Here is a 14,293-nt window from a genome sequence, read left to right on the forward strand (position 1 = left end):
ATCCCAACTCGGTCACGGCCAGGCCTCGTTCGAATCTACGAAGGCCCGTCCACGGAGTGGAAGGCGCCGCCGGGCCACGGCGGGGCTGTGCTGCAATGCTCAGCCGTGCAGCAGACACCACACCCCGGGCCCGACGCGCCCGGCAGCGGGCTCCGGCCCCTTCCCGCCCGGATGGCCGGCCCGGTCCGGGCCTTCGTCGAGGCCCTGCGCGCCCTCCACGCCGACCTCGGGCTCGGCCTGCCGGAGCTGGCCGAGCGGCTGCCGGCCGGCCGGTCCTCGATCGCCCGCTGCCTGGCCGGCCAGGGACTGCCGGACGAGGCCCTGCTGGCCCGGTGGTGCGATCTCGGACCGGCCGGCGAGCCGCACCGGCGCCGGCTCGCCGAACTCCGGCAGCGGGCCGCCGAGCACTGCGCGGTGGCCGAGCCCGGGCCGGACCGGCCGAGGACGGCCGGTGGCTGACGCACGGTCAACCGGGTGACGTGCGCGGGCACGGAGGCGTACCTCGTAGGGTTCCGTACGGACCGGGGGGCCCGCCCCCGGTGTCCGTTCTCGGGGGAGACCAGATGAGACTTCGCCACCGGTTCGCCGTGCTCGGCGTCGCCGCGCTGACCGCGGTCGGCTCGGCCACCGCCTGTGCGCCCACGGCCGGCGCCCACCCGCGTCAGCCCGCCGACGCCGGCGCGACCCCGCGCACCCGCGCGGTGCTCGACTGGCTCGGCCACCTGCCCGACCGCGGCCTGACGCACCGGACGGCCTCCGGCTTCTTCGCCGGGTACAGCGGCGCCGACACCCCGGAGTCCGGCAAGGACTTCGCCGCCCAGTACCGGCAGGTCGCCGAACTCGCCGACCGCACCGGCCAGTTCCCCGCCGTCCTGGCCTGCGACTACGCGAGCGGCTGGACCCCCGCCCCGAACCCGGCGCCGACCCGGATCGACACCGGCTGCAACCAGGCGCTGATCGACCACGCCCGGGCCGGCGGCCTGGTCTCGGTCAGCGTCCACCTGCCCAACCCGGTCGCCGGGGCCCCCTGGCGCGGCCCGCTGCCCGCCCAGGACTTCCGCTCCCTCACCGACCCGGCGACCCCCGCCGGGCAGGCCTGGCGGGCCGAACTCGACCGGATCGCCGACGGGTTGCAGACCCTGGCCGACGCCGGCGTGCCGGTGCTGTTCCGGCCGTTCCACGAGATGAACGGCGACTGGTTCTGGTGGGGCGGCCAGGCGCCCGCCGACTTCACCGCCCTGTGGCGCAGCACCTACGACCACCTGACCGGCACCCGCGGCCTGCACAACCTGCTCTGGGTCTACGCCCCCGACTGCGGGCGCGGCGACCCGACCGACCACTACGTCGGCAAGGCGTACGCCGACGTGGTCGGCCTGGACTGCTACAGCAACAGCCCGTCGACCATCGGAACCGCCGGGTACGAGCGGCTGCTCGGCCTCGGCAAGCCGTTCGCCTTCACCGAGATCGGCCCCGGCTCCGGCTCCGGCGGCACCTTCGACTACGCCACCTGGGCCGCCGCCCTGCACGACCGGTTCCCGCGGACCTCCTACTTCCTCGCGTGGAACGGCGAGTGGAGCCCGGCCCGCAACCTCAACGGCGCGGCCCTGATGAACGACCCGTGGACGGTCAACCGCGGCTCGGTCGACACCACGGCCGTGGCGGCCGACGCACCCGCCGCCGTCTTCCAGGACTTCGAGTCCGGCACCCAGGGCTGGACCGGCTACCACCAGCTGGCCGGCCCCTGGAAGGTCACCGAGTGGGCCTCCCACGGCACCTCCTCGCTCAAGGCCGACATCGACCTCGCCGCCGGCTCCGCCTTCCTCAACCGGGTCGGCCCGCTCGACCTCGGCGCGGAGACCACCCTCTCCCTCACCGCCCGCACCGCGCTCTGGGGCAACCACGCCGGCGGCACCCGGGCCAAGCTGTACATCCGCACCGGGACCGGCGCCGACTCCTCCACCTGGACCTGGACCGACGCCGGCGCCAAGCCGGTCGACGCCAAGGGCACCCGGTTCACCCTGGACCTGTCCAAGGTGCCCGACCGCGCCCATGTCCGGGAGATCGGCGTGGAGTTCGCCCCGGCCGCCGGGGCGAGCGGCCGGACCGCGGTCTACCTGGACGACGTCCGGGCCGGTGGGCTGCTGGCCGGGTTCGAGACCGGCACCGACGGCTTCGCCCGTACCGGCGGCACCGGCGGGCCCTGGTCCACGGCCGGGGAGGGCGCCGCCGACGGCACCCACGCGCTCAAGGCCGAGACCGACCTCGCCGCCGGGCCCGTCACGCTCGCCCGCACCGCCCCCGCCGACCTGACCGGCGCCGCCGCGCTCACCGCCGCCGTCGGCGCCCCCGCCGGCAGCACCGCCCGGCTCTACCTCCGCACCGGCGGCTCGGCCGACCCCTCCGGCTGGACCCGCTCCGAGGGCCCGGCCACCCCGGTCGACCCCGACGGGCGGATCCTGCCGCTCGACCTCACCGGCGCGGCGGACCTCGCCCACGTCCGGGAGATCGGCGTGGTGATCACCCCGCCCCCGGGCGGCACCGGCCCGGGCACGGTCCGCCTGGACGCGCTGACCCGCCACCGCTGAGGCCACCGCTGAGCCCCGACACGGCGCCACCGCCGAGGCGCGCTCGAATCGCGCCGGAGGGGTGCCCGGCCTCCGCGTAAAGGCTGCGAGACTGCTGGTCATGGCAGAACCACATGTGCTGGTGGTCGGCGGCGGCATCGCCGGCCTCGCCGCGGCGGCGTTCCTCGTCGAGCAGGGTGCCCGGGTGACCCTCCTGGAGGCCTCCGGCCGGGTCGGCGGCAAGCTCAGGGCGGGCGAGGTCGGCGGCGTCCGGGTCGACCTCGGCGCCGAGTCGATGCTCGCCCGCCGGCCCGAGGCCGTCGACCTCGCCCGTCGGGTCGGCCTCGGCGACCGGCTGGAGCCCCCCACCACCGCCAAGGCCGCGATCTGGAGCCGGGGCACCCTCCGTCCGATCCCCGGCGGCCAGCTGATGGGCGTTCCCGGCGACCTCGCCGCGCTCGCCGACTCCGGGGTGCTCTCCGCCGAGGGCCTGGACCGGGCCCGGCACGAGCGGACCACCGACCCCGTCACCGGGGACGTCTCCATCGGCGAGTACGTCGGCGGGCGGCTCGGCGCGGAGGTCGTCGACCGCCTGGTCGAGCCCCTCCTCGGCGGCGTCTACGCCGGACGGACCGGCGAGATCTCGCTGCGCGCCGCCATCCCCCAGCTCGCCGAGATCGCCCGGGACGGCGGCCCGCTGGTCGCCGGCATCCAGCGGCTGACCGGCCGCGCCACCGCCGCCGGACCGGTCTTCCAGGGCCTGCGGGGCGGCCTCGGCACCCTGCCCGAGGCCACCCTCGACCACCTCCGCGCGGCCGGCGTGGACCTGCGCACCGACCACCCGGTCGACGAACTGCGCCGCACCCCCGACGGCTGGCGGGCCGTCAGCCGCGGTGAGGTGCTCCACGCCGACGCCGTGGTGCTCACCGTCCCCGCCCCGCAGGCCGCCGCCCTGCTCCGCGCCGACGCCCCCGGCGCCGCCGCCGAACTCGCCGCCGTCGAGTACGCCGGCATGGCCCTGGTCACCATGGCCTTCCGCCGCGCCGACCTCGCCGGCACCCCACTGAACGGCAGCGGCTTCCTGGTCCCGCCGGTGGACGGCCACGCGATCAAGGCCTCCACCTTCTCCTCCAACAAGTGGGGCTGGCTGGACCGCTCCGCCCCCGACGCCTTCCTGCTGCGCACCTCGCTCGGCCGGCACCGCGAGGAGCAGGCCCTCGGCCTGCCCGACGAGGAACTCGTCGCCCGCTCCCTCGCCGACCTCCGCGAGGCCGTCGGCCTGCGCGCCACGCCGTACGCCACCGCCGTCACCCGCTGGCTCGGCGGGCTCCCGCAGTACCCCGTCGGCCACCTCGACCGGGTCGCCCGGATCCGCGCCCACGTCGCCCGAGCAGGCCGGCTGACGGTCTGCGGGGCCGCGTACGACGGGGTCGGCATCCCCGCCGTGATCGGCGGAGCCCGCCGTGCGGTGGACGACCTGAACCTCGACGATCTGTCGACCCCGACGACGGGCCGACCCGCCACGGAAGGGACAATGGGCGCATGACCGATACCACTGAGCAGCCCGTGAAGAAGAAGGCCCGCGACCTCAACCAGGTCATCCGCTACACCATGTGGTCGGTGTTCAAGCTCAAGGGCGAGCTGCCCGAGGACCGCGCCGCCCTCGCCGCCGAGGTCGAGGAGCTGTTCGAGCAGCTCGCCGCCAAGGACGTCACCGTCCGCGGCACCTACGACGTCTCCGGCCTGCGCGCCGACGCCGACCTGATGATCTGGTGGCATGCGGAGGACTCCGACGACCTGCAGGAGGCGTACAACCGCTTCCGGCGGACCGCGGTCGGCCGGGTGCTGGAGCCGGTCTGGTCGAACATGGCGCTGCACCGCCCCGCCGAGTTCAACAAGTCGCACATCCCGGCGTTCCTCGCGGACGAGCGGCCGCGGGACTACGTCTGCGTGTACCCGTTCGTGCGGTCCTACGAGTGGTACCTGCTGCCGGACGAGGAGCGGCGGGCGATGCTCGCCGAGCACGGCAAGATGGCCCGCGGCTACCCGGACGTCCGGGCCAACACGGTGGCCTCGTTCGCGCTGGGCGACTACGAGTGGCTGCTGGCGTTCGAGGCGGACGAGCTGCACCGGATCGTGGACCTGATGCGGGACCTGCGGCCCTCCCGGGCCCGCCTGCACGTCCGCGAGGAGGTCCCCTTCTTCACCGGCCGCCGCAAGGCCGTGAGCGAGCTCCTCGCCGGCCTGGTCTGACATACGGCCACCCGGGTTCATCAGGGGCGCGGGGACCTGCGCGAAACGGGAGGCTCCGACGTGTGCCCTCCCGCTGCGCGCAGTTCTCCCCCAGCCTTGGCGGCTGGGAGGTGCCCCACGCGCCCCTGCGGTTACCCGGTTGCCCCGGTTATGCCGGTTGTGCCGGTGGGGGCCGCGTGGGGTGGGGGTCAGTGGCGGAGGGCCGCGCGGAGGCGGGGGTCCGGGTGGGCGTCGGGGCCGGACATGGCGACGGCGGTGAGGAGGTCCCGCTCAGGGTCGTCCGCGGGTTCGGTGTGCCGCGGCAGCCGGGCCGTCCGCAGCAGGTCCTGCCCCGCGGGCGCGGCCCACAGCAGGTAGGGGTGCGCGTCCACCTGCGCCATCAGCAGCGTCCCGCAGGTCAGCACCAGCGGCAGCGCGAACCAGGCCAGCGCCGCCTGGGCGTCCCCGGTCCCCGGTGCGGCCAGTGCCAGCGAGGCCGCCAGCAGGCCCAGGCTCAGCAGCAGCGCCCACCGGACCTGCCGGACGGCCCGTACCGCGTTCTCGCGGACCACCGACGGCGTGGCCAGCCCGGCCAGGGTGAGCCGGCCGCCGATGTCCAGCACGGTGGGGTGGGCCGCCATCCCGGTGCGCAGGTCGGCGGTACGGCACTGGCCCTCGGGGCCGATGACCTCGATCAGGGCCCGTTCCAGGCGGCTGCGCCCCTGCGGGTCGACCACGGTGGTCCAGCCGGTGTGCGCGAGGTGGAGCCGGCCGCGGGCGGCCATCCGGACCAGGGCGAGGTCGACCACCCGGGTGGGGCCGCCGGCCAGGTAGGCGGTCTCGAACAGGCCGACGCCGGCCGCCTCGGCGCTCCCGGCCGCCGGGGCGGTGTGCGTCGCCAGGGCGTCGGCGGTCGCCACCACCCGGACCAGCCGTACGCAGGAGAACACGGCGGCGGCGCAGGCCGGGACGAGGAGCAGCAACCACATGGGAGTTTTCTAGACCGGGCCCCGGCGTCGGAGGAACGGAACGCCGGGGCCCGGTACCGAACTGTGACCCGGACCTCCGGTTCAGGAGCCGCAGCCGCCACCGCCGCCGCAGCTGCTGGAGGACCCGCAGCTGGACGAGGAGCCGCAGCTGCTGGAGGAGGAGGACCCGCAGCTGGAGGAGGACGACCCGCAGCTGCTCGACGAGGAGCCACAGCTGGAGGAGGACGACCCGCAGCTGTTGGAGGAGGCCCCGCACCAGGAGCTGCTGTCCGTGGAGCTGCAGGTCGAGGAGGACGAGGAGGAGGAACCGGAGAAGGAGGAGCTCACCAGCCGGGCCTGCAGGGCCTCGCGGATCGCGTCGTCCTCCAGGGCCGCCACGCCGGTGAGGGCCACCGCGCCGAGCAGCGCGGCCTGCGCCGGGTCGATGCCGTGCGGCTGCCAGGTGCTGCCCTGCCTCATCAGCTCCAGCTGGCGCTTGCCGGCCGGGGTGATCCGCTCCTTGCGCTGCCGGGTGGCGGTCAGGAAGCCCAGGGTGACCACCAGCAGCGCGGCGAAGGCGCCGAACGGGCCGCTGCGGCCCGCCTGCTCGGCCTCCGACTGGGCCGCCCAGACGATGAGCGAGACCACGCCGAGGACCACGGTGACCAGCACCGACAGCCAGAGCATCCGGCGGGCCCGGCGGGCCGAGCGCTGCAGCTCGGGGCGGCGCATCAGGCCGCGGTCGGCGAGCCGGTTGCCGATCTCCTGGACCGAGGTGTCCTGCATGACGGCCGGCTTCAGCTTCTTCAGCTCACAGCTGCGGGTGCGCCCGGCGGCGTTGATCACCGCGTACTCGACCGAACCCCGGGCCACCGGGTCGGTGATGGTGACCTGGCCCGAACGGGAGATCACCGCCCGGCCCTCGCGCTCCATCCGCACCAGCGCCACGTCGACCACCCGGGTCGGTCCGCCGGCCAGGAAGGCCGCGTCCAGCAGCGGGATGCCGCGTCCCGGCAGGCCCTGCGGCCGGGGCACCCGGCGCACCCGCTGGACGGCGATGCTGGTCCACAGTGCCGCCGGGACCACCAGCAGCAGGCTGATGTAGAACTCGATGTGCCACATGGTCTTTCCCCCGATTCGTTCGTGGTGGGCCGTCGCGGTGGGGCGGCTCGGCCTCGGTGTCCTCGCGCCGGGCGGGGCCGGCACGGTCGTGCTCGTGGTGTTCGGTGTCCTCGGCCGGTGGGGCCGGCACGGTCGTGCTCGTGGTGCCCGGTCGGCCATCCCGGCCGGGGCAGGCCGCGGTCAGCGGGCCCGGCGCCGCCAGGGTGCCCGCAGGCGACCGGGCGGATCGAGCCACCCCGTCAGTTCCCGGCGCCAGGGCGCCCGCGGCAGTTCGGCCAGCGCCCACTCGGCGAAGGCGCGGGCGTCCCCCCGGTAGCCGCCGGTCAGCGGGTGGCCCTCGGCGTACCGCAGGAACAGCGGCCCGTAGTCGGCGCCGAGGATGTGTTCCACCTCCGGCACCACCAGGGCCAGCGTCTCCCGGCGTTTGGCGGCCAGGCCGCGGCCCTGCTCGCGGATCCGGGCCTCCTCGAAGCCCTCCGGCACCGGTCCGCCCGCGACCAGCGCGGCCAGCAGGGCGGTCTGCCGCTCGGCCAGGGCGGCCCGGACCGGGGCGAGCCGGTCCTCCGGGGCGGTCGGCTGCTCAGGCATGCTGCGGCACCCCCCGGTACACCGTGCGGATGGCGGCCAGCTCGGCGGCCAGCTCGGCGGGCGGCGGGAAGGCGCCGTCCCGCTCCAGCAGCACCCCGGGCGGCCCGACCCGCTCGCAGAGCGCGGCCAGCACCTCCAGGACCGGCTCGGTGACCGGGTGGGTGTGGGTGTCGTGCCACACCCCGTCCCGCTCGATCCCGCCCGCGACGTGCACGTACGCGATCGCCTCCAGCGGCAGCCGGTCGAGTTCGGCCGCCACGTCCAGCCCGAGGTTGACCCGGTTGGTGTGCAGGTTGGCCACGTCCACCAGCAGCCGGACGCCGGTCCGCTCGACCAGTTCGGCGAGGAACTGGCCCTCGGTCAGCTCGTCCTCGGGCCAGCGCAGGTGCGCGGCGATGTTCTCCAGGGCCAGCGGGACGGGCAGCTGCTGCTGGGCGATCCGGACGTTCTCCGCGATCACCTCCAGCGACTCCCGGGAGCGCGGCACCGGCAGCAGGTGGCCGGCCTCCAGGCCGCCGGCCCGGACGAACGCCAGGTGCTCGGTGACCAGCGGTGCGCCGACCGCCTCGGCCACCCCGGCGAGCCGGGACAGCCGGGCCGGGTCCGGGAGTTCGGCCCCGCCGAGGCCCAGCGAGACGCCGTGCGGCACCACCGTGGTGCCGCGCTCGCGCAGCAGTGTGAGCGACGCGGGCAGGTGCCCGGCGCAGATGTTCTCGGCGACCACCTCGACCCAGTCGAGGCCCGGCAGCCGCTCGACCACGGTGTCGATCTCGGCACGCCAGCCGAGGCCGACCCCCAGCCGGGGAAGGATGTCAGTCATGTGTGTGCCCCCTTTCCGGAGGGCTCGCCGAACGGCGGAGATGAAAGAGAGGGTGGGCCGGCGAGGCTTCGTCGCGCTCGTCGCGCCCTGCTGCTGAGGGTGTATCCCCGCAGGTCCGCTGCCAACCCGCATCAGCCGTTCTCAGAGCGAGAATTGAGCTTTCGGGAGGCCCGCGGAAATTCAGCGGTGGCCAGGCGTCGCGACGGTTAACCTGACGCGCATATGACGACTCCCGTGACTGTCCGTGCCTTCCGCCCCGCCGATGCCCCGGCGGCGTCGGCAGCCTACTCGGCGGGCCGTTCCAACGACCGGCTGGGCCACCGCCGGTGCGCGAGCGAGTGGAAGCACATACGGGAGCTCTGAGGCCCGCCCGGCCCCGCCGGTTCCGGGGCGGCGGTCAGGCCACCTCGACGCCGTGGGCGCGGGCCAGCCCGGCCAGGCCGTCCGCCCAGCCCTGGCCGACCGCCCGCAGCTTCCAGCCGCCCCCGTTCCGGTACAGCTCGGCGACCAGCATCGCCGAGATCGCCGGATCGGCCGGCGGCCGGAACGACCAGCCGCCGCCCGCCGCCCCGGACACCCGCAGCTCGGCGTCGCGCAGCTGGGCGCAGGTGGTGTCCGAGTCGGCGTCCATGTTCACCGAGATCGCCACCCGGTGCACCGTGCCCGGCAGGTCCAGCGGGCGCAGCGTCGCCGTGCGCTCCTCCTGACGCAGCGTCACCGCCCCGCCCTCGGCGGTGGGCTGGTGGTAGAAGACGAAGTCCTCGTCCGAGCGGACCCGGCCGTCCTCGGCGAGCAGCAGCAGGGTGAGGTCCGCCTCGGCGCCGGTGGAGCCGAACACCACGGTGAGCTCGGCGAGTTCGGCCGGCTCGGGCCGGACGTTCTGCCCGGGGGAGAGCTCCTGGGCCCGTCCCGCGGCGGACCGGCTCCCGCCGGACCCGCGCCGGGTGGCGGCCGGGGGAGCGGCGGCCGGAGCGGCGACCGTGCCGCCCAGCCGGCCGGACAGCCCCTGCTCGTGGAGCAGCCGTACCAGCGTCGGCCCGTCCACCAGGGTCAGCGGCTTGCCCTCCGCCCAGCGCCGCGAACCCGGCCCGAAGCCCGAGGTGGTGACCAGGATGCCCCGGTTGGCGCCCTGCCGGACCATGGTGGCGTCCAGGTCGCGCACCGCCGCCGGCGGCACGGTGTGCCGGTACCGCTTCGCCTGGATGACGATCCGCCCGCCGGTGATCGGGTCCGGGTCCTCGGCCAGGACGTCCACGCCCTCGTCGCCGCTGCGGGCCGTGGTCGAGGTCCGCAGGCCGCGGCGGCGGAACAGCTCGGCGATCAGCTCCTCGAAGGCGATCGGATCCATCTCGAACAGGTCGGGACCGTCCCCGCCGTCCCCGTCCCCGGCGCCCATGCCGTCCGGGGCGAGGGTCGAGGCGGCCACCATCGGCGCCGGGTCGGTCGGCAGCTCGGGCTTGACCGGCGCCGCCTTCTCCGGACGGGCCGACAGCCGCCCGCCCAGCCCCTCCACCAGGCAGTCCACGGCCGACACCCGGTCCAGCGCCAGGGCCCGGAACGCCGTACGCTCCACGGCCACCGCCACCAGCGTGCGCCGCTCCTCCCGTCCGGTCGCCGGATCCACCGCGTCCAGGAAGCCGTTCAGCACCACCGACTCCACCAGCCCGCCCGGATCGGCCCGCAGCAGCGCGTCCAGCACCCGCAGCGCGCACTGCGCCAGCACCTCGCGGTACAGCGCCCGCCGCTCCGTCGCCGACCGGGCCACCTCGGCCTCCCGGTCGTCGGCCTTGACGTACCGCAGCCGCGCCACCGCCGGCACCACCTCGGCGCCCGGCAGCCGCCGCTCCACCACCAGCCGGCGGGCCGCCGCGTCCCAGGTCAGCGCCCCCTCCACCGGGAAGCCCTCCGGCCAGTCGTCCCGCCAGCGCAGCGCCGTCTCGAAGTACTCCACCACCGCCGCCGGGTCGCCCGCGCGCAGCCCCGCCACCAGCCCCGCCGCCTGCTCGGCCTGCCCGGCCGCCCAGCGCAGCCGCTCGGCGGCCCAGGCGTCGTACTGCGCCCGGTACTCGGCGAGCTGCCCGAGCCGCTGCCGCTCGGCCGCCTGCGCCGCGTACCAGTCCTGCTCGTAGCGGGCCCGGGCCTGCGCGGCCTCCGCGTCGAACCGCCGGCGGGCCGCCGGGTCCGCCGCCTGCGCCCCGACCGGCGGCGGCACCAGGTACCAGGCCTGATCGGGCATCGGCACCGGAACGCCCAGCGGGCCCGGGTCGAACGGAGGCACCCGGACCGGCCCCTGCAACTCCGCCGGATGGAACGCCGGACCGGCCAGCCCGGCCGCCAGCACTCCGCGCAGCCGGTCCACCCGGGCGTCCAGCTCGGCCGTCCGCCGGGCGGCGTCCGCCTCGCGGCCCTGCTGGTACGCGCGCAGCGCCTCCTTGCGCCCCTGGGCGGCCGACCGCTGCGCCTCGCGCTGGGCCCGCTCGTACGCCCGCCGGTCGGCCTCGGCCGCCCGCCGCCGGGCCTCCTCCCGCCGGTGCTGCTCCCGCTGCGCCTCCGCCAGCATCGCCAACACCCCGGAGCTGCGCCGCCCTGCCACGTCCGTCCCCTCCCGCACCCGTTCGACAGACGATCAGTCTGGCATCCGGTGGGCCGGACGGAGCGGGTCGGGGGCGAACCGGCCGGAACCGCGGTCTACTCGGCGGGCTTCAGCGTCAGCGAGACGGAGTTGATGCAGTACCGCTGGTCGGTCGGGGTCCCGTACCCCTCGCCCTCGAAGACGTGGCCGAGGTGGCCGCCGCAGCGGGCGCAGCGCACCTCCACCCGCCGCATGCCGTGCGAGGTGTCCTCGATGTACTCGACCCGGTCCTCGGCCAGCGGCGCGTAGTACGACGGCCAGCCGCAGTGGCTGTCGAACTTGGTCTCGCTGCTGAACAGCTCGGCCCCGCAGGCCCGGCAGCCGTACACGCCGACCGTCTTGGTGTCGGTGTACTCCCCGACGAACGGCCGCTCGGTGCCCGCCTGCCGGAGGACGTGGTACTCCTCCGGCGACAGCTGGGCGCGCCACTCGGCGTCGGTCTTCTCGATCTCGTAGCTCACGGCCGGCTCCCGGGGTAGTCCGTCAGGCCTGGAGGTCAGGCCTTGGATGCAACGTCGGCGAGGACCGCCAGAATTTCGGGGCCGAGGGTGGTGACGTCGCCGGCGCCCATGGTGAGCAGCAGGTCGCCCGGGCGGGCCAGGCCGGCCAGCCGCGCGGGGGCGGCGGCGAACGCGTGCTCGGCCGCCACCTCGGCGCCGGCCCGGCGGGCGGCGTCGATGATCAGCTCGCTGGTGACGCCGGGGAGCGGGTCCTCGCGGGCCGGGTAGATGTCGAGCACCACCGAGGCGTCGGCCAGCGCCAGCGCCTGCCCCATCTCCTCGGCGAGCTGCTGGGTGCGGCTGAACAGGTGCGGCTGGAAGACCACCAGCACCCGGCCGGCGCCCGCCGCCTCCCGGATCGCCTCCAGGTCGGCGGCCATCTCGGTCGGGTGGTGGGCGTAGGAGTCGATCACCTGCACGCCGTTCGCCTCGCCCTTGAGCTGGAGCCGGCGGTTCACCCCGGTGTAGGCGGCCAGCGCCTTGGCCAGGTCGGCCGCGGGCACCCCGAGGGCCACGCCGGCGGCCAGCGCCGCGACCGCGTTGTGCGCGTAGTGCCGGCCCGGCACGGAGACCGTGAAGGACAGCTCCTCGCCGCCGATCAGCACGGTGACCTCGCTGGTCATCCCGCGGGCGACGACCGACAGCACCCGGACGTCGGCGTCCTCGGCGGCGCCGACGGTCACCACGGCCAGGCCCTCGCGGCCGGCCACCCGGCGGGTCAGCTCGCGGGCGCCCTCGTGGTCGGCCGACACCACCAGGGTGCCGCCCGGCACGATCCGCCCGACGAAGGTCTCGAAGGACTCGTAGATCTCGTCCATCGAGGCGTAGTTGGCGTGGTGGTCCAGCTCCACGTTGAGCACGATCGCCACCTCGGGCGCGTACTTGTGGAAGCTGCGGTCGGACTCGTCCGCCTCCGCGACGAAGATCTCGCCGGCGCCGTGGTGCGCGTTCGACCCCGGCACGTCCAGGTCCCCGCCGATCGCGTACGAGGGCTCCAGGCCCAGCTCGCCCAGGCTGACCGCCAGCATCGAGGTGGTGGTGGTCTTGCCGTGGGTGCCGGCCACCGCCAGCGCCCGGCGGCCGCCCATCAGCGCGGCCAGCGCGTCGGAGCGGTGCACCACCGGCACCCCCCGCTCGCGGGCCGCCACCAGCTCCGGGTTGTCCGCGCGGATGGCGCTGGAGACCACCACGCTGCTGGTACCGGCCGGCAGGTTCTCGGCGGCGTGGCCGACGTGCACCTCGGCGCCGAGCGCGCGCAGCGCCGCCACGGTCTCGGACTCCCTGGCGTCGCTGCCCGACACCCGGGCGCCGCGCACCGCCAGGATCTTCGCCAGACCGGACATGCCGGCGCCGCCGATACCGATGAAGTGCGGGGCGTGCAGGTCGTGGGCGGCGTCGTTCAAGAGAGTGCTCCGTACAGAAGGCGGGAGAAGGGCGAATCGTCCTCGCGGAGGTTCCGCAAGGACGATTCTGCCCTACCGGGGCCGGCGGGCGGCCCGGGTCAGGAGTCGCTGGCGAACAGCTTCAGCACCGGCACGCCCACCTTGTGGCGCGCCTGGGAGGCCCAGTCGCGGTGGAAGAACTCCTCCACGAAGTGCGGCGAGGTCAGCACCAGCACCTCGTCCGCGCCGTTCTCCTCCACGACCTCCTTCAGCCGGTCCAGAGGGCTGCCCTCGACCACCGCGCCGGTGGCCTCCGCCCCGGCCTGCTGGAGGTGGCGGAGGCTGTGGGCCAGTGATTCGCTCGCAAGAGTGGGCTCCTCCTCGCTCTCGTCGTGCTCGTGCACCGCCTTGTCGAGATGGCCCAGGGCCACGTCGTCCAGCGAGCGCAGCAGCTCGTCCTGCTTGCCGCGCGGCTGCATCAGGACGACGAAGGAGACCTTCTCGTCGCCGTGGAGGGTGGTCACCAGCTCCACGTCGGCGTCGGAGAGCGCCTTTTCGATCATCAGTACGGTCTTGAACACGTGACTCCCTTCGCTGGTGCGGGCCCCCGGGTCAGGTGTCCCTTCCCCGTACTCATAGTGCCCGGAGGACGCTTTCCTCACGCTGCCCACGCGCCACACGGACCACCGGGCGGGCGGGCCGGCGGCGTCACCCGGCGCGGAGGTACCGGCCGAACAGGAAGCCCTCGTCCTCGATCAGCGACGCCAGCCGCATCGGCTGCGCCCCGGGGAGCCGGGGGCCGGCCGCGATCCGCGGGGCGTCGCCGACGGTCACCAGGGGGGCCAGCGACAGGCACAGCTCGTCCAGCAGGCCCGCCGCCGCCACCTGGCCGAGCAGCCGCGGACCGCCCTCGGTCAGCTGCCGGGTCCACCCGCGGCCGGTGAGCTCCCGCACCGCCGCCGGCAGGTCGACGTCGCCCTCGCCCGCCACCACCACGTCCGCCACCTCGGCGGCCGCCCGGCGCCGCTCGGCGGGGGAGTCGGAGGTGGTGATCACCACCGTGCGGACCAGGGGCTCGGTGAACAGCGGGGCGGTGAGGTCCAGGTGCAGGCTGCGGGTGACGATCGCGATCGCCGGGGCCGGGGGCTGCCCGGCGGCGCGGCGGGCCGCGGCGAACTCCGCCCGCGCCCGGGCCGGCCGGTACCCCTCCGCCCGGACCGTCTCGGCGCCCACCAGCACCACGTCCGCCAGCGCCCGCAGCACGCCGAAGATCCGCTTGTCCGCCGAGCTGGACAGGCCCTCGGAGAGACCGTCCAGCCGGGCCGCGCCGTCCAGACCCGACACCATGTTCGCCCGCAGCCACGGACGGCCGTCGCGGACCTGCTCCGGGTACGCGTAGACCTCTGCCAGCGCCTCCAACGACCCCGGATCGCCCACCGGCCGGCCCACAGGATTGATCAACAGCTGCATACCCCGAGTCTTCCA

General features: G+C 75.6%; 11 protein-coding genes and 1 pseudogene. 4 read left to right on the forward strand and 8 right to left on the reverse strand.

Annotation, left to right across the window (positions count from 1 at the left end; genetic code table 11):
- The first annotated feature begins 105 nt into the window (after nt 1-105).
- From ABWK59_RS24095 to hemQ, 4 genes are all read left to right on the forward strand, one after another.
- Nucleotides 106-459, forward strand: a complete 354-nt coding sequence (locus tag ABWK59_RS24095) for a hypothetical protein (protein ID WP_354642686.1) — start codon at nt 106-108, stop codon at nt 457-459.
- Nucleotides 460-563: 104 nt separating this feature from the next.
- Nucleotides 564-2,585 carry a glycosyl hydrolase gene (locus ABWK59_RS24100; RefSeq protein WP_354642687.1) on the forward strand — a complete coding sequence of 674 codons (2,022 nt, stop codon included), beginning with the start codon at nt 564-566 and terminating at the stop codon, nt 2,583-2,585.
- Between the two features lie 100 nt (nt 2,586-2,685).
- Nucleotides 2,686-4,110 carry a protoporphyrinogen oxidase gene (gene hemG, locus ABWK59_RS24105; protein ID WP_354642688.1) on the forward strand — a complete coding sequence of 475 codons (1,425 nt, stop codon included), beginning with the start codon at nt 2,686-2,688 and terminating at the stop codon, nt 4,108-4,110.
- Nucleotides 4,107-4,817 carry a hydrogen peroxide-dependent heme synthase gene (hemQ, locus tag ABWK59_RS24110; RefSeq protein WP_354642689.1) on the forward strand — a complete coding sequence of 237 codons (711 nt, stop codon included), beginning with the start codon at nt 4,107-4,109 and terminating at the stop codon, nt 4,815-4,817. Before hemG ends, hemQ begins: the two co-directional genes overlap by 4 nt.
- A 188-nt stretch (nt 4,818-5,005) precedes the next feature.
- Here the strand turns inward: hemQ and ABWK59_RS24115 are convergent, their stop codons facing one another.
- From ABWK59_RS24115 to ABWK59_RS24155, 8 genes and pseudogenes are all read right to left on the reverse strand, one after another.
- A complete protein-coding gene (locus tag ABWK59_RS24115) occupies nt 5,006-5,785 on the reverse strand; it encodes a TIGR04222 domain-containing membrane protein (protein ID WP_354642690.1) in 780 nt (259 codons plus the stop codon).
- Between the two features lie 81 nt (nt 5,786-5,866).
- Entirely contained in the window at nt 5,867-6,886 is a 1,020-nt protein-coding gene (locus ABWK59_RS24120; protein ID WP_354642691.1) for a TIGR04222 domain-containing membrane protein, read from the reverse strand.
- 180 nt (nt 6,887-7,066) lie between these two features.
- Nucleotides 7,067-8,294, reverse strand: a pseudogene (locus tag ABWK59_RS24130) (DUF692 domain-containing protein).
- 397 nt (nt 8,295-8,691) lie between these two features.
- Nucleotides 8,692-10,887: a restriction endonuclease gene (locus ABWK59_RS24135; RefSeq protein WP_354642694.1), complete on the reverse strand. Its 2,196-nt coding sequence runs from the start codon at nt 10,885-10,887 to the stop codon at nt 8,692-8,694.
- Nucleotides 10,888-10,982: 95 nt separating this feature from the next.
- Nucleotides 10,983-11,387: a peptide-methionine (R)-S-oxide reductase MsrB gene (gene msrB, locus ABWK59_RS24140; RefSeq protein WP_354642695.1), complete on the reverse strand. Its 405-nt coding sequence runs from the start codon at nt 11,385-11,387 to the stop codon at nt 10,983-10,985.
- 35 nt (nt 11,388-11,422) lie between these two features.
- Complete coding sequence (murC, locus tag ABWK59_RS24145; RefSeq protein WP_354642696.1) at nt 11,423-12,829, reverse strand: UDP-N-acetylmuramate--L-alanine ligase; 1,407 nt, start codon at nt 12,827-12,829, stop codon at nt 11,423-11,425.
- 98 nt (nt 12,830-12,927) lie between these two features.
- A complete protein-coding gene (locus tag ABWK59_RS24150) occupies nt 12,928-13,389 on the reverse strand; it encodes an indole-3-glycerol phosphate synthase (protein WP_354642697.1) in 462 nt (153 codons plus the stop codon).
- A gap of 127 nt (nt 13,390-13,516) precedes the next feature.
- A complete protein-coding gene (locus ABWK59_RS24155; protein WP_354642698.1) occupies nt 13,517-14,278 on the reverse strand; it encodes a pyrimidine reductase family protein in 762 nt (253 codons plus the stop codon).
- Nucleotides 14,279-14,293: the final 15 nt, after the last annotated feature.

Source organism: Kitasatospora sp. HUAS MG31 (genome assembly GCF_040571325.1).
Lineage (GTDB): Bacteria > Actinomycetota > Actinomycetes > Streptomycetales > Streptomycetaceae > Kitasatospora > Kitasatospora camelliae.